This window comes from Rhizobium sp. NXC14 (genome assembly GCF_002117485.1).
In the GTDB taxonomy this organism is placed as follows: domain Bacteria; phylum Pseudomonadota; class Alphaproteobacteria; order Rhizobiales; family Rhizobiaceae; genus Rhizobium.
The window spans coordinates 668,719-689,808 of record NZ_CP021033.1 but is presented as its reverse complement, the minus strand read 5'-3'; the positions used below and the strand labels follow the sequence as shown (position 1 = coordinate 689,808).

At 60.8% G+C, this 21,090-nt stretch carries 15 protein-coding genes; 8 read left to right on the top strand and 7 right to left on the bottom strand.

Translation table 11 applies throughout. The features are described 5' to 3' along the window. The first annotated feature begins 11 nt into the window (after window positions 1-11). The 3 genes from NXC14_RS31235 to NXC14_RS31225 are packed head-to-tail and all read left to right on the top strand — an operon-like array spanning window position 12 to window position 1,991. Window positions 12-734, top strand: a complete 723-nt coding sequence (locus NXC14_RS31235) for an SDR family NAD(P)-dependent oxidoreductase (RefSeq protein ID WP_085781854.1) — start codon at window positions 12-14, stop codon at window positions 732-734. Next, window positions 731-1,801, top strand: a complete 1,071-nt coding sequence (locus NXC14_RS31230; protein ID WP_085781853.1) for an S-adenosylmethionine:tRNA ribosyltransferase-isomerase — start codon at window positions 731-733, stop codon at window positions 1,799-1,801. Before NXC14_RS31235 ends, NXC14_RS31230 begins: the two co-directional genes overlap by 4 nt. Further along, complete coding sequence (locus NXC14_RS31225; protein WP_085781852.1) at window positions 1,785-1,991, top strand: hypothetical protein; 207 nt, start codon at window positions 1,785-1,787, stop codon at window positions 1,989-1,991. Before NXC14_RS31230 ends, NXC14_RS31225 begins: the two co-directional genes overlap by 17 nt. A 294-nt stretch (window positions 1,992-2,285) precedes the next feature. Here NXC14_RS31225 and NXC14_RS31220 read toward each other — a convergent pair whose 3' ends face one another. The 3 genes from NXC14_RS31220 to NXC14_RS31210 form a co-directional block, all read right to left on the bottom strand. Continuing rightward, on the bottom strand, window positions 2,286-2,669 hold the full coding sequence (locus NXC14_RS31220) for a type II toxin-antitoxin system VapC family toxin (protein ID WP_085781851.1): 384 nt from the start codon (window positions 2,667-2,669) through the stop codon (window positions 2,286-2,288). Continuing rightward, window positions 2,666-2,866, bottom strand: coding sequence for a type II toxin-antitoxin system VapB family antitoxin (locus tag NXC14_RS31215; RefSeq protein WP_085781850.1), 201 nt, complete (start codon window positions 2,864-2,866; stop codon window positions 2,666-2,668). The genes NXC14_RS31220 and NXC14_RS31215 overlap by 4 nt, the downstream gene beginning before the upstream one ends. A gap of 365 nt (window positions 2,867-3,231) precedes the next feature. Beyond that, window positions 3,232-4,161: a LysR family transcriptional regulator gene (locus NXC14_RS31210; RefSeq protein ID WP_085781849.1), complete on the bottom strand. Its 930-nt coding sequence runs from the start codon at window positions 4,159-4,161 to the stop codon at window positions 3,232-3,234. 97 nt (window positions 4,162-4,258) lie between these two features. Between NXC14_RS31210 and NXC14_RS31205 the strand changes: the two genes are divergently transcribed. Then, window positions 4,259-5,344: an aldo/keto reductase gene (locus NXC14_RS31205; protein WP_085781848.1), complete on the top strand. Its 1,086-nt coding sequence runs from the start codon at window positions 4,259-4,261 to the stop codon at window positions 5,342-5,344. A 565-nt stretch (window positions 5,345-5,909) separates the two neighbouring features. Here the strand turns inward: NXC14_RS31205 and NXC14_RS31200 are convergent. From NXC14_RS31200 to NXC14_RS31180, 4 genes are all read right to left on the bottom strand, one after another. Then, the gene (locus NXC14_RS31200) at window positions 5,910-6,125 is read right to left on the bottom strand and encodes a hypothetical protein (protein WP_085781847.1); all 216 of its coding nucleotides are present in this window, start codon (window positions 6,123-6,125) and stop codon (window positions 5,910-5,912) included. 273 nt (window positions 6,126-6,398) lie between these two features. Then, window positions 6,399-7,025 carry a response regulator transcription factor gene (locus NXC14_RS31195; protein ID WP_085781846.1) on the bottom strand — a complete coding sequence of 209 codons (627 nt, stop codon included), beginning with the start codon at window positions 7,023-7,025 and terminating at the stop codon, window positions 6,399-6,401. Window positions 7,026-7,076: 51 nt separating this feature from the next. Then, on the bottom strand, window positions 7,077-13,025 hold the full coding sequence (locus tag NXC14_RS31190) for an AAA family ATPase (protein ID WP_085781845.1): 5,949 nt from the start codon (window positions 13,023-13,025) through the stop codon (window positions 7,077-7,079). A gap of 748 nt (window positions 13,026-13,773) precedes the next feature. Next, the gene (locus NXC14_RS31180) at window positions 13,774-14,397 is read right to left on the bottom strand and encodes an ABATE domain-containing protein (RefSeq protein WP_245362238.1); all 624 of its coding nucleotides are present in this window, start codon (window positions 14,395-14,397) and stop codon (window positions 13,774-13,776) included. A 65-nt stretch (window positions 14,398-14,462) separates the two neighbouring features. Between NXC14_RS31180 and NXC14_RS31175 the strand changes: the two genes are divergently transcribed. The 4 genes from NXC14_RS31175 (at window position 14,463) to NXC14_RS33800 (ending at window position 20,943) form a co-directional block, all read left to right on the top strand. Further along, complete coding sequence (locus NXC14_RS31175) at window positions 14,463-15,476, top strand: EamA family transporter (protein ID WP_085781843.1); 1,014 nt, start codon at window positions 14,463-14,465, stop codon at window positions 15,474-15,476. A gap of 731 nt (window positions 15,477-16,207) precedes the next feature. Beyond that, window positions 16,208-19,234 (top strand): glycoside hydrolase family 38 C-terminal domain-containing protein, encoded by a 3,027-nt coding sequence (locus NXC14_RS31170; RefSeq protein ID WP_085781842.1) that lies wholly within the window; start codon window positions 16,208-16,210, stop codon window positions 19,232-19,234. 93 nt (window positions 19,235-19,327) lie between these two features. After that, entirely contained in the window at window positions 19,328-20,050 is a 723-nt protein-coding gene (locus tag NXC14_RS31165) for an antitoxin Xre/MbcA/ParS toxin-binding domain-containing protein (RefSeq protein ID WP_085781841.1), read from the top strand. Next, window positions 20,047-20,943, top strand: a complete 897-nt coding sequence (locus NXC14_RS33800; RefSeq protein ID WP_245362237.1) for an RES family NAD+ phosphorylase — start codon at window positions 20,047-20,049, stop codon at window positions 20,941-20,943. The genes NXC14_RS31165 and NXC14_RS33800 overlap by 4 nt, the downstream gene beginning before the upstream one ends. The last annotated feature ends 147 nt before the right edge of the window (window positions 20,944-21,090 follow it).

The following is a 21,090-nucleotide window of genomic DNA, read 5'->3' as shown; positions in this document are numbered from 1 at the left end:
GGAGCACCGCAATGCAGGCGAATATCGATCTTCAAGGACTTCGCGTAGCGATCACCGGCGGAACTTCCGGCCTCGGGCGGGCGCTTGTGCGGCAGCTTGCCGAGAAGGGTGCGAGCATTGCCTTCGTCGCCCGCACCGCCGCGAATGTCGAGCGCGTCGCAGCCGAGACGGGCGCGCATGGCATTGTCGCCGACATCGGAAAGAAGGAAGATATCTATCCGATCGCGATGCAGATCAGTGCCAATCTTGGCGGGGTCGACGTCCTGATCAACAATGCATCGAACCTCGGTCCTGTGCCTCTGGCGCTTCTTGCCGACACGGAGTGCGAGGAGCTGGAGGCGGCGCTCGCTGTCAACCTTCTCGGCGTCTTCCGGCTGACGAAAGCCCTGTTCGGTGCGCTTGCCGCGTCCGCCCGCGAGGGCCGCGGCGCGCTGGTGATCAACATCTCCAGCGACGCGGCGGTCAACGCCTATCCCGGCTGGGGCGCATACGGCGCGAGCAAGGCAGCGCTTGCCCATCTGACGGCAATTTGGGACGAAGAGTCGAGATCCGATGGAATAAGGTTCCTTGCGCTCGACCCTGGCGATATGGACACCCCGCTGCACGCGTTGGCGCTCCCGGACGACGATCCGTCGAGCTTGAAAGACCCGGAACTGGCCGCTGCCGAGATCCTCGAAACGATGATCGGGGCGTTGTCGGCTCACGCTGCGCTTACCGCCGGAGCCCACGCGTGATCGCCGCTGATCGCCTCGATCGGCAAGCGGCCAGGCTGTTCGTCGTTGGGGCGGACGGCACGATGCGCGAGCTGCCGCGGGCTCACCTCGGGACGTTATTTGATCCTGGCGATCTGGTTGTCGCCAACGACGCCGCGACCTTGCCTGCCAGCCTGCACGGCACGCATCTCCAATGCGGAAAGGCGATCGAGATCCGCTTAGCCGGCTGGCTGTCAGCTTCCGCTCCAGTCCGCTTCATAGCGATTGCCTTCGGCTCGGGCGATCACCGCACCCGCACGGAAGATCGGCTGCCGCCGCCCGCGCTGGCATCAGGCGATCGCCTCCAGCTCGGCTCACTTGAAGCCAGGGTCGAGCGCGTTCTCGACCATCCTCGCCTTGTCGAGCTCAGCTTCCAGGGTACCCGAGCAGCCATGTTTGCAGGACTGGCGCAGCATGGCAGGCCGATCCAATACGCGCATGTTCCCGAGCCGTTGGCACTATGGGATGTTTGGACGAGAATTGCCGCCCGGCCGGTCGCGTTCGAAGCGCCATCGGCTTCCTTCGCGCTCGACTGGCGCACACTGCAAGCTTGGCGTCGTCGCGAGATCGGTTTTGCAACACTCACGCATGCCGCGGGCATTTCTTCCACCGGCGAACCCGCGCTCGACTCGCGCCTTCCCTTCGATGAGCCGTACCGCATCCCTGAATGTACAGTGGCGCAGGTAGCGCGGGCGCGGCTCAGAGGCAGCCGCATCATCGCGATCGGCACGAGCGTCGTGCGCGCACTTGAAGCAGCCGCCAATCCCGATGGCAGCGTGGGTACCGGAGATGGTATTGCGACAGGCCGCATCGGCCGTGGCACTCCGCTCCGCGTCGTCGATGCGGTTCTCACTGGCGTCCACCAGCCCGGCGAAAGTCACTTCGAGCTGTTGCGCGCCTTTGCCGATGATGGCCTGCTCACCAGCGCCTCCGCCGCTCTCACCACATGCCGCTACCGTGCGCATGAATTCGGCGATTCGATGCTCCTCAATCGTCAACAGCGGCTCTATCGCGCGAACCTTCCCGGGGCACATGATCATCGATCTTAAGCTGCAGATGCTGTTGGAGTTTATTCCGGCCACCGCTGATACCTTCTTGAGAGTTATTCGATCGACAGGACAGTTTGCATCGCCGTGCCTTGGCTGGCTCGCCGGCGCTGAAGCGTGGCGTCAGGTCGGTTCGAACATCGGCTCGCGCAGGGTGGTGCTCGGCGCCATCATGATCAATGGCAGGATCTAGCAGGAAGCCGACCTGGAACACCTCGTCCCTCAGCAGCTCCTCGATCTCTCGGCCGATCTGCCTTGCCTGCCGGGCGCGACAGTGAGTTCCGGCCGCCGACCGGCCGCGGCGGCGACGAGTTCGCGCACGGCTCTCTGGGCAGCCCGGATTCTCGCGAACGGTCGGCGCCGGGGCTTCTGCTGAGAAATATCTTTATGCCATCAACTGCAAGCAGATGCTGAATGACGGGTTTGGTTCTGCTCTCATCAAGGCGACAGAGACCGGATAATCCGAAAAGTCGGACTATTTTGGTGTTTAGTTGCGGGGATGGGCGGGCTTATGCAATGAAGCGCCTGCCTTTTCGGCCGCCGCCTGCAGACGCTTGTCCTTGGTCCATAATGCCGCTCGCCGATCAAGCAGTATCGAGGCGAGCAAGTGGGCATCGGTATAGCCGATGCCCATACTGAAGATGCCGTGACGGTCGATCATTGTCATCACTTCGTCGTGCGTTGCGACGAACGCTTGGCGCTGGGCTGCCAGAAATGTAATCACACGCTCGCGATCTCGAAGGCTGCCAAGTGCCAGTTCGCCGACCACAGCCGGATGGCAGAGTAGACGATCGTGCTCAATGATCGTCCTAAGCTCCGCATCAACTTGGCGAAAATGATCGATCCATACAGAAGTGTCTGCCAGTATCACTTGGCCGCCGCGCTCCGGCGACGTGGAGCCGCCTCCGCATCGGGCATAGTTCCACCGAGCGCGATCAGGCGTTTTCCGGACTCTACTCGGATAAGCGTCTCCAACGCCTGGCGGACGAGAGCCGCGGTTTCTTTTGTGCCGGTCAGGGACTTGGCTCTTTCCATAAGAGTATCGTCGAGATTGATAGTCGATCGCATCGTCTATTATCCTTGTACTGATGTTTTAAATAGCACCATTTGGTGACAAAATCTACGTCTAGATCCCGCGTTGATACCTCCGGCGTCATCACAAGAATCAAGTGGCGACCTGTCGCCCGAGATAATCCGATCTGACCAGCATGGCGCGATCGTCTACTGTCACAATCAAGCCGGATTGAGGAGCTCCTACCGGGGAACGTGCGTTTGTAACCAATCCATAGAGTTCAGAGAGGACCAGGGCCGTTCTGGTACAGAAAATACAGAGCGGATTACGGCGCACGAGCGGAAGCGAAGTGGCAATTTGTGGTCTGGTCTCGCCTCATCCGGTAACACTGATTGAAAAAAGAAATAGGTGCGCCAGCCAGCTATTCCTGGCTGATTTGTGCCTCTGAAGGCAGTCTGAGCGAGTTGCCGCGGGCAAAATCCACGAAGGCACGCAGCGGCGGCGGCATCTGACGCCGGCTGGGATAATAAAGGTGGAAGCCTGGGAAGGGGGGTGTCCAGTCGTCAAGCATGCTGACCAGCCGGCCCGCGGCGAGATGTTCCGCCACATGATGATCGAAGAGATAAGCTATCCCGACACCATCCAGCACGGCCCGCAGCATCAGGTGGTTGTCGGTAGTGCTGAGCGGCCCCGAGACGGCCACTTCGAGCTTCTCGTCGTCGCGTTCGAATTCCCAGAGATAGAGGCTGCCATCCGTCGGCCACCGGGAAGCGATGCAAGAGTGGTCGCGCAGGTCGCGCGGCGTTTGTGGCATGCCGTGGCGCGCGACGTAGCCCGGCGAGGCGATGACGACGAGCCGCATCTCACCGCCGAGCTTTACGCTTACCATGTCCTTTTCCACCATCTCGCCTAGTCGGATGCCGGCATCGAAACGACCGGCGACAATATCGGTAAGTTTGTCATCCACGATAATGTCCATGATGATATCGGGATAGGCTGCATTGAAGGGAGCAATCAACGGCGCCAGCGTGTGGACGATCGCGACCCGCGGTGCGGTGATGCGCAGGAGACCGGCTGGCTTATCGCGCAGGGCCGCAACATCCGCCACCGCCCGGTCGAGATCGGCAAGCGCGGGCACTAGTCCGGCAAGCAATCGCTGGCCAGCCTCGCTCGGCGCCACGCTGCGTGTCGTGCGGTTGAGCAGACGGATTCCCATTCGTTCTTCGAGTGTGCGGATCGTCTGGCTGAGTGCGGAGGCCGACATGCCGAGCCGGGCAGCCGCGCGGGCAAAGTTGCCATGTTCGGCAACTGCCACGAAAGCCCTGAGTTCCGCATAATCGCTTCCGCGCATTATGTTCTCTTTGCTAAAGAAGTCATGTCGATAATGTAGCATTGTTATCAGTATCGGCAAGGCGCATCTTCTGTCTGCAACACAGGAGATTTATCCGATGTCAGATGAAACAACCAACACATTGTCCCTTGACCGCTACCGTCTCCTCGGCCGTTCCGGCCTGCGCGTCTCGCCGCTCTCGCTCGGTGCCATGACCTTTGGAACCGATTGGGGCTGGGGCGCCGATGAGCAGGAATCGCGTCGCATGTTCGACGCCTATGTCGATCGCGGCGGTAATTTCATCGATACTGCCAACCAGTATACAGGCGGCACGTCGGAAAGACTCGTCGGTCGCTTTGCCGAAGGCCGCCGGGACGAGCTTGTCATCGCCACCAAATATACTATCACCTCGCGCCCGAAGGATCCGAACTCCGGCGGCAATCACCGCCGCAGCATGATCCGCTCTGTGGAAGACAGCCTGAAGCGGCTGAACACCGACTATATCGATCTCTTTTACCTGCACGCCTGGGATTTCACGACCTCCGTCGAGGAGGTCATGAGGGGGATGGACGATCTCGTCCGTGCCGGCAAGATCGTCTATGCTGGCATTTCCGATACGCCGGCCTGGCAGGTGGCTCGTATGCAGACGCTGGCGGACCTGCGCGGCTGGGCGCCGCTGGTAGCACTGCAGATCGAATACAGCCTGATCGAGCGCACGGTTGAGCGTGAGCTGATCCCGATGGCGCGTGAGCTCGGCCTCGGCGTCATCCCCTGGTCACCGCTCGGCATGGGCATTCTGACCGGCAAATATACCCGCGCCGATCTCGACATCGGTGCCGGCACCGCAAGTGCGGTCGGCACCCGCAAGAATGTGGCTGCCGGCAACGGCTCGCTGACCGAGCGCAGCCTCGCCATCGCCGATGTCGTGAAGCAGGTTGCGGCCGAAATCGGCAAGTCGCCGGCGCAGGTAGCGATCGCCTGGACGCTTACCAACCCTGCCGTGACTTCGCCGATCATGGGTGTGAAGACGATAGCCCAGCTCGAAGACAATCTCGGTGCGCTCGATGTGGTATTGTCTGATGAGCATCGCACTCGCCTCGCCGAAGCCAGCGCCATCGTTCTCGGCTTCCCGCATGATTTCCTCGCCAAGCCACTGACGCGCGGCGTCATGTTCGGCGAAGCGACCATTGAGCCCCGACGCTGAGTACAACCGGTCGACGCATAAAGACGCGGCGGTGGTCGAACAATCGAACGCCGCCGCAGTTGAGCATAGACGCGGAAATTGGAGCGACTCGAGCCGCGGTTTCAAGCCCCCATGCGCTCGACGAGTTGCGCACCTGTTAACCCGGGTGCATCACTTAACGCGCGCATCATCCCTTCGGCAGCGCCTTCATCCGGTCGATTGGTTGGAGCACTCGAAGTCTTTCATCGAGCCGCAGCGGCATCTTGTGCGCCGTGCAGCTGAATGCCCAGCTGTAGGATTTACGCACCGGCTCAGGCCGTGCGCGACGCCGGCGATCTTGGTGCCGAAGTTCGTTCCGTCTGTATCAATTCCAGCCGCCGGGACCGCACGCTCGAGCGACCGAGGATGACAGCCGGTGCGCTATACGCCTGGGCCTTCCCGCCATGTCAAAAGTGGCATGTCAGGTTGCAAGGCCAGCTAGACTGTTTGCAGCTAACCCTTGTTCGAGGCGCCTTAGAGTGTCAGAACCCTCGTCGCCTCGTCACGGTCTATAGGACGAGCGGTCAGCTAGATGGCGATCGAACAGTTACTGTCGTCTTCGATCGCGGTGCTCCCCGTGGGCAGGCGCGAGGATAGCGTGGGATTCTGCACGGTTCAGCATGTTGACCAGTTCTTCGCCCTCATCGGCGGTAAGCATGTCCATAACGAAGCCGTGGACGAGAGCTTTCTGGTCTGAAACCGTATCGATTACCGTCCAGTAGATGTTGAGGTTCTTCTGCAGGGCGTATCTCTGGTTTTGCATCGATGATACCTTTCCTCCATCCTTCGATTGCTCGCGCGTTGCATCAACATCGATGACGTCCGTCCATTGGTGGGGAGGCGCGGACCCGACGCAGATTCTTGCAACGAGACGCGATAACGTCCGTCCTGTCGCTGCATGTTTTTTCAGCTGGTAAGAGGATAGAGCCGACGGGCTTCGGAACGTATTGCCGAATGAGATAAGCGACCAGCCGAATTGGCACCCCGACTATCCACCCATGGCAGACGCCCGATACTTTGGTCTAGATATGTGAGCCTACCTGGCCCACGCCGGCTTCGTCGTCAATCCGAGGCTGTCCGCCATCCGGACCAGGTCAACGAGAGATCTCGCCTGCATCTTTTGCATGACGTGGCCGCGATGAACCTTGACGGTCACCTCGCTCAGGCCCACTTGAGCAGCGATTTGCTTGTTGACGCTGCCCGCGACCACCAGGTTCATGATCTCGCGCTCGCGCGGCGTCAACGAATCATAGCGGGACCGAAGCTCGGCAATGAGCGCGACTTCCTGCCTGCGAGCGCAATCGCGCTCGATCCCGGCATAGGCGGCATCGAGCAATTCCTGCTCGCGCAGCGGCTTTGTCAGGAATTCGATAGCGCCGGCTTTCATCGCCCGCACAGAGATCGGAATGTCGCTGTGGGCACTGATAAAAATGACCGGAAGCTCAATTCCAAGGGAAGGGAGCATGCTCTGAAATTCCAGGCCGCTCCGCCCCGGCAGCCTTACATCGAGAATGATGCAGCCCGGAACGTCAGGGCGCTTACTATCCAAAAATTCCTGGCTGGACGCGAATGTCAGTACCTCAAGTCCAACCGAGCGCAGGAGATCGCCGAGGCCTTCGCGGACGGATGCGTCGTCATCAATGATGTAGACAATCTCCTTCATCCATGTCCCCAAGTTTTGCGCCGGTCAGGCGGCGCCCCGGACATGGATCAATTATTTCTCCTCGGTTGGTAATGTAAACTGAAAAATGGCACCGTGGGGCGCGTTTGGCGTGGCCCAGAGTTGGCCTTTGTGAGCCTCTATGATCGAACGGCTGATCGTCAGGCCCATGCCCATACCCTTTGGTTTGGTACTGAAGAACGCCTCGAATATATCGCCGATCTTCGCCGGGTCGAGGATAGGGCCGCTATCGCGGACAGCCACCAAAACGGTGTTGGGTGCTGCCTTTTCAGTGCTTACGATGAGTTCGCGCGCTCCTTTTGGCATCGCCGCCATCGCGTCGTTGGCGTTCATGATAAGGTTCAGGATCACCTGCTGGATTTGCACTTGGTCCCCTACGATCGGGGGCAAGCCGTCGGAGAGGTTTGTACGAAGCGACACCGCACTGCGTTCAAGGTCCGTGGACACCAGGGCTATCGTCTCGGACACGATATCGTTGATGTTCAGCCGATCCCTGCGTTCGGGTGATTTCTTCGCCATTGCCCGAATCCGGTCGATGACCTCGGATGCACGAAAAGCGTCGCTGATCATGCGCTCGATGGCGCGACGGGCGGAGACGATGTCACGGGGATCCGCGTCGAGATAGCGAAGGCAGGCATTGCCGCTGCTGACCAGCCCGGTGAGCGGCTGTCTGACCTCGTGGGCGATGGAGGCTACAAGTTCCCCCATAGTGGTCAGCCTGCTTACATGGGCAAGTTCTGCTCGCGCAAGCTGAATGGCATCCTCGGCCTGCCTGCGATCGGTGATGTCACGCGCCAGCGAAAGACGAAACCATTGCTTTTCCTGTCGGAATTTGCCGACGCGAACCTCGACCGGAAACGTTGTTCCGTCCTTCCGCCGGTGGAGTGTTTCGAAAGTCATTGGATGTCCTGCGTCGACGCGATCCACTAATGTCGCAAGCGCCTTTTCGTCGATAGCTCCGTCAAAGTCGCGCGGGTGCATGCCAATTAATTCCTCCCGGCTGTAACCGAGGCTTTCACAGGCTTGGCGGTTGACGTCTATGACGGTCAGATCGTCGGTATGGAGGAAAAAGGCATCGGTGGCATGGTCGACGAAGGTCCGAAAACGAGTTTCGCTTGCTCGCAGCCTCTCCTCTGCTCGCTTGCTCTCGGACAGGTCGAGCACGAAGGCCACGGCCTGGCTCCCGGCCCCCTCGAAACTTGCCTCACCGATCATCACGGGTACGTGACCGCCGTCCTTTCGCTGGTACACCTTTTCAAAGGGGCGGACGCTGCCGGTCACTCTGAGCTCGGCCTCGGCCTCGGCGTCACGTTCGCGCCATTCCGGCGGTGTCAGCTCCTTATCGAGGAGCTGACCCGCCAAGAGTTCGTCACGGCTGTAGCCCACCATTTGCAGGAACGCCTCGTTGGCCTCGATTATCCGACCTTCGATGTCCCGGATAAAAATTCCGATGATGTTCGCTTCGACAAGCCGGCCTATTCGCGCTTCACGCTCTGCCAGGTCGTGGTAAAGTCCGGTGATTTCGAGCGTGCTGGCGGCTTGCGAGGCGATGAGCTTCAACACCGGAATGCGCCCCGGCGCGAAGACACGGCCCGCCAGAGTATTTTCCAGATACAGCGCACCGATCAGCTTCGCGTGATTGATCAGCGGCAAACAGAGAATGGATCTGGCCGCACGATGGCGGATATAGGGATCGGCCGCAAAGGCGTTTTCAGCCGACGCATCGTCGAGGCTGACGATTTCCCGCACACGCAGGACGTAATTGAGAACTGATTCCGGCATCACGACGGCGACGGGCTCATTACGCAACTCTATGAGGACCGCTTCGCCGCGGATCGTCGCCTCAGCGGCAATCCGCGGTTCACCGCCGCGCGACAGGATCAGAAGGCCACGTTCGGCTCCCGCCTGCTCGACGGCCATTCGCAGCACCGTATCGATCAGCTTGTCGACAACGATTTCGCTGGAGACTGCTTGCGACACCTTGATGACGGTGGCGAGGTCGAGATGCTCGAGCGGCGCTTCGATCGTGCTTGTTGCAGCCGGTGCCGGTTGCCCATCCCGCAGTTGGGGATAGGCTTCTTCAAGCTGCCGGACCTTGCCGTCGGCTCCCCAACTGAGATAACAGCGACGGGCGCTTTCAAGATACAGGCGAGCAATCTCATCGAAGCCGCGCGCCCGGTAAAAGCCCGAAGCGCGCTCATACGCGATCGCTTCGTCGTGTGGGAGCGCGTGCGCACGCGCCAACTGGATCGCCTGTTCATAGAGGCGCTCGGCTTGCAACTCACGGCTTCCCAAGCGGGCGACCTCTGCGCCGAGCAATGTTGCGCGGCTTGCGAAATTCTCCGGGCTGTGCGCGGCCCAAGTGTCGAGCTGCCGGCGATGAGCGCGTAGGGCCTTGCGATAAAGAGCTGTTTCAGTCGTCGGTCCTTGCAAAGCAGAGGCCAATGAAAGTCCGGTGTAAAAGTGATATTCCGCCCGCTCGAAAATAGCGGGAGTCATCCACAGGAGGCTTTCTGCTTTCGCCGCTGCCGAAAGTGCTGTGAGGGTATCCCCGGCAAATACACATGCCTGTAGCTTGCGGATCCAGTACAGGCAACTGCCCGGCTTGCCGTCGGTCGTAAGTTCGAATTGCTGCTCGTCGAACCCTTCATCGTTGAAGCATCCGAAGATCGGCGTCAGCCCGCGAAGCGTGCGGATGAGTTGGAGCTGCCCGCTGATGAAACCGACGGCGACTCCGAAGCCGGCCTGACGCGCGAAGTCCAAACCAGCTTCCGCATCGCGCTGGACCTGCGAGAGGGGCTCGCCAGCGGCCAGAAGATAGGTCACAAGGTTATTCCGGCTTAAGACGGCGTAGGTGAGATCGCCGACCTGCTGTGCCGTTTCGAATACGCGCTGCGCAAGCGCACGGCCGGTGCGGACATGACGCGACGACGATTTCGCAAGGTTACCGAAGGCGAGGTAGACTCGTGCCTTCAGGCGTTCCATTCCAGGCTGTTCCGTCAGGTCCAGTCCGAGCAGGCCGAACCGAAAACCGGCTTCATAGTTGCCAAAATAGGGCCCGAGCACCGTGCCCACAGCAGTGAAGGCATAAGGCGATGTGTCGCTGTTGCCGTGCTTGAGGCTGATGTTGCCCATTCGCCCGATAACGAGGCAGCGCAGATTCTCGTTGGTAAACAGGGCCGGAGTAACAAGTGAAGTCAGAACGTCCATGGTCGCGAGCGCGACAGGGTCCGCCATTGGGGGCGAGTTAAGCAGCGCTTCGATAGGGCGGCCCCCGAGTTGTCGCCAAAGCCGCGCGTATTCCTGGCGCACCTGGCCCCTGGTCGGGTGGGACGACCACGAAATGCCGACCCGGCGCAGGTAGTCGAGACCGAATATGATGGCCTGATCGCTCCGACCCAGGCTCATGAAAAGGTCGACGCGCAGGCGCGTGACGCGGGCCAGGTCGGCGAGGCTGGTGGCTCGGCTTGCCAATTCCGCGAGGCGGGCCTGCGCCTCCGCCGGTGCGCCTGTCAAGAATTCGCATTCGGCCCTGTGGAGTTCGAGGGCGAAAGCGAGTTCGTATCGGCGCTCCCAGGCATCGTGCGGCAGGTAAGCCGCACCCGTGCCGGCATAAGCCAGCGCCGATTCGTATGCAGCCGACGCCTTGGCGCGGCGAGTGGCAAGCAGGTTCAAGTCCGCGAGACGCTCTCGCTCTTCACCGGGCGCGATGAGCGCGCCGCCGCAGTTGAGTTGGCCGACAATCTCGAAAATATTCTCCTCGAGTGCCTGCGGCGGTCTATGCTTCAGCAGGAGGCGGCCAATGGAAAGATGCGCTGCCGCCCGCTCATCTTCAGGGATCAGCCCATACGCGGCCTCCTGAACACGATCATGCAGGAAGCGGTAAGATGACCCCTCTTCAAGCAGCACGAGTCCGGCCCGCGCCGCGGCCCAAAAGGCTGCATGAACCGCGTCGTGATTTTCGCTCCTGATCAGAGCTAGGGTATCAACCGCCGCGTGATTGCCGAGACACGCCAGCATGTTCAGGGCAGCCTGTGTGGTATCGGGCAGGCGCCGCAGCTTGCTTAGCATAAGATCCACGACGTTATCGGTATAGCCTTTCGCTCTTATGCGATCGAGATCCCAATCCCAGTGCGCCTGTTCGTGATTGAATTCGAGCAGGCCTTCGTCCGGCAGCGTGCTCAGGAACTGGAGCGCGAAGAAGGGATTGCCTCCGCTCTTCTTGTGCACTAGCCGCGCAAGCGGCTGGACACGCTTGCTTCCGTAATGAAGAGCGTCGGCCAGCATCCGGGTCAGATCTTCCAGCCTGAGCGGTGTCAGTACGATTTCATGCACTTGGCCACCGGCCTCCCGGATCGCTGTCAGCCGGCGGATCAGCGGATGGGTGGACGATACTTCGTTGTCGCGATAGGCGCCAATGAGCAGCAGGTGACGCATATCCTGCTGGGTGCACAAATCTTCAAGCAGATCGAGCGTCGCTGCGTCCAACCATTGGAGATCGTCCAGAAACAGCGTAAGCGGATGTTCTGCTGTGGCAAACACGCGCAGCAGCCGCCTGATGTTCAGATGGAAGCGGCGTTTGGCATCCTGAGGCGGCAGATCCGCAACCGCCGGAAGCCGGCCGATGAGAGATTCAAGTTCCGGAATGAGCGTTACCAGCAGCCGACCGCCCGCGCCCAGCTCTTCGCTTAAAGCAGCGCGCCATGGCGCGAGTTCCGCTTCACTCTTGCCCAGCAGCACTCGGACGAGGCCTTGCAGGGCCTGCGCTAGGCTCGCATAAGGAATGTGACGCTGGTTCTGGTCGAATTTGCCGGAAGCAAACAGCCCACGTGACGGCACGAGCGCGCGGTGGAGCTCATTCACGACCATGGATTTGCCCACGCCGGCATGACCCGAAACCAGCACCAGCGTCGGACCAGCGCCCGCTACGGCCCGGTCGAATGCGGAGGTCAGGGCGGCGATCTCGCGTTCGCGACCGTAGGGCCGCTCGGGGATCACCAGTCTGTCCGGCACATCGCGCGTCCCGAGCGGAAATTCTGAGATCCGCCCATACTTCTCGCTCTCGACGAGGGCACGTCGAAGATCCGCCTCTAGCCCGGCGGCCGTCTGGTAGCGTTCCTCTGCGTTCTTGGCGAGCAGCTTCATCACGATTGCCGAGATAACGCCTGGTAGCTCTCTTGCACGCTCGGACGGCGGCACCGGTCGCCTGGCAACGTGGCAGTGCACCCATTCCATCGGCTCCGAAGCAGTGAACGGCAACTGGCCGGTAATCATTTCGTAGAGCGTGATGCCGACGGCGTAGAGGTCACTACGCGAGTCCACCGATCGGTTCATGCGGCCGGTCTGTTCGGGCGACATATATGCGAGGCTGCCAGCAATGACCTCAGGGGGCTCGGCGGCCTGGCGCTGACGAGAAAGATGCGATGCCACTCCGAAGCCCGTGAGACGAACCCGTCCATCCGCCTCGTCCGCCAGTATATTCGCTGGCTTGATGTCCCTGTGAATGAGGCCGCATCCGTGAGCCTTGCCGACTGCCGCCGCAATGCCCCTGGCAAGGCGCAGAAAGACAGTGAGTTCGCCTGCCATGCCATGGCTGTGCCGTCCCATCAACTGCGGGAGGGGCACGCCGCCGCAATCTTCGAGGACGAGCACGCCACGACCATTTTCCGTGGTGAAATCCAGCGGTTTGGCTGCCCACTCCCGGTCGAGTTCGTCTTTCAGGCGATACTCGTGGGCCAGTCTGTCGAGGCTGGTTCGATTGGGATGTTCGGCTGCAAGCTGCACCCTCAGAACGGCTTTTGATGCGCCGTTGCCGCTCCGGATCAGCTCTCGTGTAAAGATGCGATCGCCGTCACTCCAGGAGGATTGTGGCTCGTGGTACCTAAGGTCGGTCGAAGTTTGCTGGCCGATGGAAGCGAGAGCGCGCTTCCGTCCGAACATGTTCTTCCTGGTCTTCTGCGCATCTTTGACCGTGTCGTCCATGGCACACCGCTCGCTTCGATGCTGCCCGCATACCATCGGAGGTGCAGGCATCGCAGATCCAATCAAGCTTCACCGACTTTCCTCTCATGTCAACGAGCCTATGCTTCGGATTATGAGGCGGTCGCAGCTCTGCTGATCTTCGCGACTCGGGTTCCAGTGCCTGTTGTTAAGCCAGTTCCGCGAAGAGCAAAGCTGCGGCAATGCGGTTTCATGCTATAAGAGGCGCCGCGCCGGCAGGGGTGAAGGTCTTACGGTCAAGCAAAACGCCGGCGCGGCAAGTCGGCCCGTGATGGGAGGGCGTTTCTTTTAGGGCCGTTGCAACAGTAACTCTGCCTGGAGCGCCCTCGCCATTATGCCAAAGTATATTTGTTTAGCCCTTTCGCACGATTTCCTAAACCAGACCAATTATGCCGGAAGTATCAGATCGCGCCTGCCTTGAGAGCAGCACCGTCTCGATCCCGAGCTTTGACATCTTCTTCGCGATCGCCGGCCCGCCGCCGTGGAACCGGAGAGTGGCGGTGAGAGGGCGTTTGCCTGCCTACAGCCATGGAACCAAAGATACCGCCGTCGGCCGGCCGAACAGGAGCTCAACGCGCTTCAGATGGCGCGCAATATGCTCGAACGCCTCGGGGGAAGGCGCCGCAGCATATTCCTGGTGCTAGCTCAATTTTTATCACTCGCGCCTCCGTCAATCTGCCGATCTCCGGGACGCTCAAGGCTTCTTATACTGATGAACTCACCGCCATCATCAACGGTCGTCGCCGTGCGCGCGAAAACGCTTCACTCGGCTGTGTACCCCGCAACTTGCCTCCGAGCACCATCGCCGCCGGCCACCCTTTGAACGATCAAGGAAGAGCCAGCCGCAATTATCGCCCTTGCACTCACGCACGCGACGGCGGCCGCTCCGGTTGGTCAACAGATCAGTAGCAGCGATAGCGAATAGGTGAAAAATATCGGACAGATCGTCAAAGGGGAGTGCCCAGACGAAGTTCTGATTTGACTTTAGGAGGGTCTGTCTTGCGCGGCCTGCTCTCGCCATTTCTACCACTGTGCTCAATGCTGGCTCGGGATAAGGAGCATCGGTATCCTCGGCAATGAATAGGGTGTAGATAGTTTCTCTAAGCCTTATCAAATTCGCCAGGGCGTCTTCTGCCTTGCCGGGATCGACCGCCGCGCGTTCCCTCAAACTTGCCAATCCCCTTGCATCGATGAGCTGAAGCCTTTCAACGAACGCCAGCACGTCATCGAACGACCGCAGGAAATCGGGCCCCCAACGGCCGCGGCGGCTGTCGAGGGTGTTTACCAGTTCAAGGGCAGGATGACCGCCGCTCAGACGCATGTCGAATATTGATGAGGCCATGGTGCGGAACAAAGAGCAGGTTGCCAGATTGTAACGATATAAATAATGTTTACTCGTTACAGAGCAAGGGCCCCTCTATGTCTCCTCGCAAGAACGTGATCAAGTTCCTCAGTCTTTGCCTCGTCTGGGGTCTGACGTGGATCGCCGTCAAGACCGGTATCGAAACCGTGCCGCCGATGATGTTCGCGGCGACAAGGTTTCTTTGCGCCGGCCTTCTGCTCTCAGGCTGGTCGCTGCGGTCCTGTCGCATACCGTTTGCGGCCGGTGAAGATTTGGTCAGGCTTGTCATTGCAAGCCTGTTGATGATCACACTCTGCTACGGTCCGCTGTTTTGGGGTATGCAATTCGTTGCATCCGGGACAGCTGCCGTGATCGAAATGTCGCTTACGCCCCTGGCTCTGCTCGGGTTCGGAATATTGCTGGGGGAGGAACGATGGAGTGGCCCCCGAGCTTTTGCGATGATCATCGGCATGATCGGCCTGTCATTCCTGTTTTCACCCACACTCGAATTTACCAGCCTCTCCGGCACCGCCGGCATTGTTGGACTTCTTGCGATCAGCTGGAGTGCAGTATCGTCGGCCTGGGGATCTGTCTTGGCCAGGCCGCTAATCGCCCGTTACGGCAGCACCTTCTTATCCGGCTGCACGACACTCATCGGAGGTGGAGGCCTGTTTTTGAGTTCACTGGTTTTCGAGCCCGAAGCAACCGCAAGTCTGCAGACACTGTGGAACTGGCAGGCAGTCGCGAGTTGGCTGTTCCTCGTCCTCTTCGGATCGCTGATCGGTTACAGCATCTATCTTCAGCTTATTCGTGACATCGGGCCCGCCCGGGCGGGCAGCTTTGCGTTCGTGTCGCCCATCGTTGCTGTAGCCGTCGGCGCTATGATCGCTGGCGAGGCCTTGTCTGCGGCGGGGATGTTGGGAATGATACTCATGCTGCTGGCAGCGGCCATTTGTCTCTATGGATACCAAGATTCGTCGAGAAGCAGCCGACACGATGATGCAGAGGCGGACGAGAGGTGCGCCTTAGAAGTCGCCGTCGAACTTCGATGCGATAGGCGGCAAAGAGAAGCAGCCCGCCGGATTCGCTGAGTAATCTGTCAGAATGCTATGGCGGGGCCAAGGCATTCCGGGGCCGAGCTTGATTCCACGATTCAATCCCCATGTACAACTTATCATGAATATTGTCGTGACACGGCGAGAGCCCCAACGCCTCAAAGCAGGCCCCTGACCCGGACGCGAGCTCCACTGGCGTTGCGTCCGGGCAGCCAGTTTTCAATCAAAAATGCGTCGGGCCACCGCGTCCTAGATTATAGGAGTGGAAAGATGTTGAATCCTTCACCAATAGTGGCGAGCTGGGACATCGTGCACTGACTTTCCGAGTCACATTCCAACCGATTTCATGGCTCGATGCGTTCCTGCGCATGATCGCGCGGTGGACATTGCGCCTGCGCCAACTGATGGTGAGCATGTTTCCGCAGCTCTCTGACGTCGAGATTGAATATTGCCGTGGGTCTCGTCGGGTGCACCAGCTTAGGCGGGAGACTCCCTCACCGTGTCTGATCTGGCTTCGTCTGATCGGACGGGCAGACATTCCGGCTCCTGAACACCGCCCCAGTCAAAGAGTTGCGTAGACCAGCAGCCAGGCGATCTCGGACAGAAGATCTTTTGCGGCTTGACGCCAAATCAAAGTTACTTAATCTAAGCATCGACAGGATCCCGTTGGGAGGAGGGGCCTGCATTCGCGATCCCTATCGCATCATCTTCGTCTCCCAAAGCCAGGATTCCCGATCGCGCGCCGCCGATTTTCAACAGGATAAGCCATGCCGCTCACCATTGCCCAACGCCTCGATAGTCTGAAGGTCCGTATCGCCGAGCTCGCGCATTGGCGGGACCGGTATAGCAGCCCGATCGATGGCTGGACCTTCGAGGGCGAGCCGATCGCCCATCTGCAGGACTGGCCGCATCGTCAGGGCGTGGTGCATTTTGCTGCGAGTGCTGAAGCGCCGCAGAGCTGGCCGCTCGAAGATATTCGCCTGCAGCTGGATCTCGGCGGTGAGAGCCTGATTACGCTCAGCTATCCCGACGCTGAAAACGAAACATTCGGCCTCGATCCCTATCACCAGGAATTCCCGGTAAAGGACCGACGCTTTTCGATCGCGGCGGAAAGCGTCGCCCGCTTTCCTTTCGGCGAGCCGAACCGGGCGCCGCGGCTCAACAAAGCCCGTCTGATCTGGCTCGACGGTCCCCTTCACCGCCTGCATCTTCTCCTGAAGCAGATCGCCGAGGCGATCGGCGTGCTCGGCGAGCATGAGGTCGTGCCGCATCTGGTCGGCGCCGCGGAGCAGGCCTTGCGCAGCCTCGACTGGCCGTCGGATACAGCGGCCTACATTTCCCGCACGTCGGGCGCCGTCATGCAGCAGAAGATCTGGGAACTGCCGGAGCTTGTTTCCGATCCGGCCGGCCTCACCGACGAGCAGAGCGCTTCGGCCGCCGCTGCCTTCGAGGTCCTGACGGTGCGGTTGAAGGAGCTGCAGCAGCGCTTCCCCCCGAATGGGGAACTGGTGCTGACCGGCCACGCGCACATCGATCTCGCCTGGCTCTGGCCCTATCGCGAGACGCGGCGGAAAATGCGGCGCACCTTCAACACAGCGCTCTCTCTGATGGAGCGCTCCGCCGAATTCCGCTTCAACCAGTCGACCGCCCATTATTACGCGCAGATGGAAGAGGAGGATCCCGAGCTTCTAGAGCGCATCAAGAAGAAGGTCGCGGAGGGGAAATGGGAAACCGTCGGCGGCATGTGGGTCGAGCCCGATACCAACATGCCGACCGGCGAAAGCCTTGTGCGCCAGGTGCTCTACGGTCAGCGTTATTTCGAAAAAACCTTCGGCGCCCGCCACACGGTCTGCTGGCTGCCGGATTGCTTCGGCTTCTCCGGCGCGCTGCCGCAGATCTTGAGGCAGGGCGGCATCGACAGCTTCTTCACCATCAAGGTCAATTGGAGCGAGACCAACCACATGCCCTCCGATCTCTTCTGGTGGAAGGGCCTCGACGGCAGCCAGGTGCTGACCCACACCTTCGACAATCCGATGCAGGGCTACAACGGCTTCGTGCAACCCGATTGCTACCTGCCGACGTGGAAGAATTTCCGCGGCAAGGCGCAGCATCACGCCTCGCTTCTCGCCGTCGGCTATGGCGACGGCGGCGGCGGGGTGACGCCCGAAATGGTGGAGCGCGAAGTGCAGCTGCGCGATTTTCCCGCCATTCCGCAAGCGCGCTGGGGCACGGTCAAGGGCTTCTACGAGCAGGCGCATCGCAGCGCATCGGAGAAGAAGCTCCCCGTCTGGGACGGCGAAATCTATCTCGAACTGCATCGCGCGACGCTGACGACACAAAGCGGCGTCAAGCGCAAGCACCGCCAGGCCGAACGCGCGCTGATCACCGCCGAGACCCTCGCTTCGCTCGCCCATATGCTCGGGGCAGAAAAGCCGAAAAGCCTCGAGGCGGATTGGCGCGTGGTGTTGAAGAACGAGTTCCACGACATCCTGCCGGGTTCGAGCATCCGCGACGTCTATCAGGATGCGGAGCAGGAACTCGGCGGCGTCATCGACCACGCCAAGGCCGAGCAGGCCAAGGCTTTGCAGACCCTTTCGGCCAATTTGCCGAAGGGCGGGGTCGCTGATGCCCTCATTTTCGTCAATCCCTCGCTTGCGCCGCGGCCGGTGAGCGCCACGCTTGCCGACGGCACGGTACTTTCGGCCGCCGATATCGTCGCTCCCTTATCGGTCGCAGTCCTCGACAGGCAGGCGCTGAAGCCGGCGGGTGGGCTGAAGGCCGGCTCCGATCGCCTGGAAAACGATCATCTCTCGGTGGTCATCGGCAACGATGGAGCCGTTGCCAGCCTCATCCACAAGGCGAGCGGCCGCGAAGCGGTCGATGGCTCCGCCAACCAGCTCTGGGTCTATCCGGCCGATAAGCCGCGCAACTGGGATGCCTGGGATGTCGACGCCGATTATGCCGAAAAGGGCGTCCGGCTCGAAGCGCCCGAAAGCATCGGCCTCGTCGAAAGCGGCCCGCACCGCGCGGCGATCCGCGTCGTCCACCGCTACCGCAATTCGAGCGTCACGCAGACTTATGTGCTGACCGCCAACGCTAAACGGCTCGACATCGAAACGACCATCGACTGGCACGACCGCCGCACCCTGCTGCGCACGCTGAACCCGGTCGACGTGCAGGCTCGCAAGGCGACCTTCGAATGCGCCTTCGGCGTGGTCGAGCGGGCGACACACACGAATACCTCCTGGGAGCAGGCGATGTTCGAGGCCGCCGCCCATCGCTTCGTCGACATCAGCGAGCCGGGCTTCGGCGTCGCGCTCCTGAACAATGCCAAATACGGCCACAGCGCCCGCGGCAATGTGATCGGCATGAGCCTGGTGCGCGGGCCGATTTATCCCGATCCGCTCGCCGACGAAGGCGAGCAGAGCTTCACCTACGCGCTGATGCCGCATGAGGGCGCCTGGCATGAAGGCGGCGTCCTCGACGAGGCGCTCGATCTCAACCAGCCGCTGGTGACGGCCGAGGCAAAAGGCCTTTCCGCCGGCAATTTTGCGCCGCTTGGCGTCGAGGGCACTCCGGTCGCACTTTCGGGCCTGAAGCCGGCGGAGGAGGGCGAAGGCCTGATCCTGCGCCTTTATGAACCGGCCGGCCGGCGTGGCCGACTTTCCCTCGCCCTGCCTTCCGGATGGGCGGCGTCGCAGCCGCTCAACATTCTCGAAGAGCCTATGGAGCGTAAAGGCCCCGCCGACATCATGCCCTTCGAAATCAGGACTTGGAGGCTGCGAAAGGGCTGATCAACCATCCGCGACGCGCGGTATGTGCGGCACAAACTAGACAAATTGGTCATTTGATACTATACCAGTTCATCTAAGAATGGAGATAGTGTCATGGCTGGTTCTGAGGTCCGGCTGCATCATGCCCGTCAGGCAAGGGTCGCCGACCGCGTCGCCGCCAAAGTTGCTGACGTGCTGAAAGCCGACGCCGCATTCGAGTCCGGCTCGGTGGCCCTGTCTGCCAGTATTGCGGGCGCGGCGGCTGCGGCCATCGTCGATCTTCCCGTTAGCGTAAGGCGCGAGCTTAGCAAGCGCCAAGGCGAACTTGCCCGCCGTATTCGTGGCCTGGTGGAGACGTTCGGCGATGCGCCTGCCGGCGGCAAGATCGTGCTCGAGATTTCGAAAACCGTGGAGCCTTCCGCCGGCGAAGGACTGGGGAAGATCGTTACGGCCGAGGAGGGCGCGCGGTTGCTGGGCGAGCTTGCGGTCGCCCGCAGGCTTGAGGATTGGGCCGGGCCGGTTGCCGGCGCCAGCGAACTCCAGCGCGATTTTGGAATTGCACGCTCCACGCTCAATCGCTGGCAGCATGCCGACGAGGTGATCGCACTGTTGAAGGGAACGAGAAAGCACGTCTATCCGATCGAACAATTCATCGACGGGCGTCCCGCAAGGGGCATAGCAACGGTCGCCGCTCTCGTGTCCAATCAGCGGGTGGCATGGCTGTGGCTTTGCCAGCCGAACCCCATGTTGGGCGGGCGCAGGCCCATCGACCTCCTGAAACAGGATCGCGCTGACGAGGTCATCGACGCGGCTCAGACCTATTTCGCCGTGCAATGAGACTCGACAAAACTATCCTTCAGCGCCTCGCCGTCCGGGCTGATGTCACCGACTATGTCAGGATCATCGCGCGCGCCCATGCCGGAACGCCGCTCGGCATGGGTTTCGGCAAGTCGCGGTTTTCGAGCCCCAAGGACAAGTTCCGGCTGCTCTACCTCGCTCAGGACCCCATGATCGCCGTCGCGGAAACGATTGTTCGCGACCGCTTTCAAGGTAGAGCCGAGCGAGTGATATTCCAGGAGGAGTTCGACCGCTATTCGGTCGCCGCCGTCCGAAACCCGGGCCCGCTTTTTCTACTCGACCTGCGCTACGAAGGCGCAAACCTGCTCGGTGTCTCGACGGATGCCGTTCGGGCACGGGCGCAGGCGAGCGGACGCCGGCTCAGCCAAGACATCTACGATCGCACCGATTTCGACGGCATTCTCTACATGTCGCGGATCACCAACAAGCAATGCGTTGCCGTTTATGACCGCGCCACCGCCGGCCTCGAGGCGGATAGCCCCGCATTGGATCTGCCCCGCCTGTCGGCGCTCGCTGCAGGTCACCGTCATATCAAGGGAATAATCCCGGTCGTCGAGAAGACGTTCCGCACTCGGCGGATGCGACACAGAGCGAGCCAGCTGTCATATCCACATCCTGCGCTCGCTATCCCAATCGAAGGTGCGGACTCGGCCAAGGCGATGGCGACCAAGGCTGAGGAAGAGGCCGATGCCTCCGCTGCCCTCGTCCTATACGTCAATCGGTGTCGGTCCGTTGACCGTTATCACGTTGATCGGCGCCGCTGTTTTTGCCGCCCGCGTGATCGCAAAACCGATCGGCGAGATTACCGCAAGCATGAGCGGTCTAGCAGAAGGCAATCTCGATGCCGACATCCCATTCGCCAACCGGCGTGACGAAATCGGCCGGATAGCCCGCGCCGTCTAAGCTTGAAGCAGAACGACGCCGCCGCGCGAAGGTCATTGAAATGCAGAGGAACGTCGATGTGATCATCACGGCAGCGGTCGCCGGCGACTTCACGCGTCGCGCCGCCGCGGAATACG

What these genes read in the sequence shown, in the direction of transcription:
- NXC14_RS31235 (WP_085781854.1), top strand. Translation starts at nt 12, where the DNA reads ATGCAGGCGAATATCGATCTTCAAGGACTTCGCGTAGCGATCACCGGC.
- NXC14_RS31215 (WP_085781850.1), bottom strand. Translation starts at nt 2,866, where the DNA reads ATGCGATCGACTATCAATCTCGACGATACTCTTATGGAAAGAGCCAAG.
- NXC14_RS31210 (WP_085781849.1), bottom strand. Translation starts at nt 4,161, where the DNA reads ATGCGCGGAAGCGATTATGCGGAACTCAGGGCTTTCGTGGCAGTTGCC.
- NXC14_RS33800 (WP_245362237.1), top strand. Translation starts at nt 20,047, where the DNA reads ATGAGACTCGACAAAACTATCCTTCAGCGCCTCGCCGTCCGGGCTGAT.
- NXC14_RS31195 (WP_085781846.1), bottom strand. Translation starts at nt 7,025, where the DNA reads ATGAAGGAGATTGTCTACATCATTGATGACGACGCATCCGTCCGCGAA.
- NXC14_RS31165 (WP_085781841.1), top strand. Translation starts at nt 19,328, where the DNA reads ATGGCTGGTTCTGAGGTCCGGCTGCATCATGCCCGTCAGGCAAGGGTC.
- NXC14_RS31190 (WP_085781845.1), bottom strand. Translation starts at nt 13,025, where the DNA reads ATGGACGACACGGTCAAAGATGCGCAGAAGACCAGGAAGAACATGTTC.
- NXC14_RS31225 (WP_085781852.1), top strand. Translation starts at nt 1,785, where the DNA reads ATGATCATCGATCTTAAGCTGCAGATGCTGTTGGAGTTTATTCCGGCC.
- NXC14_RS31170 (WP_085781842.1), top strand. Translation starts at nt 16,208, where the DNA reads ATGCCGCTCACCATTGCCCAACGCCTCGATAGTCTGAAGGTCCGTATC.
- NXC14_RS31200 (WP_085781847.1), bottom strand. Translation starts at nt 6,125, where the DNA reads ATGCAAAACCAGAGATACGCCCTGCAGAAGAACCTCAACATCTACTGG.
- NXC14_RS31175 (WP_085781843.1), top strand. Translation starts at nt 14,463, where the DNA reads ATGTCTCCTCGCAAGAACGTGATCAAGTTCCTCAGTCTTTGCCTCGTC.
- NXC14_RS31205 (WP_085781848.1), top strand. Translation starts at nt 4,259, where the DNA reads ATGTCAGATGAAACAACCAACACATTGTCCCTTGACCGCTACCGTCTC.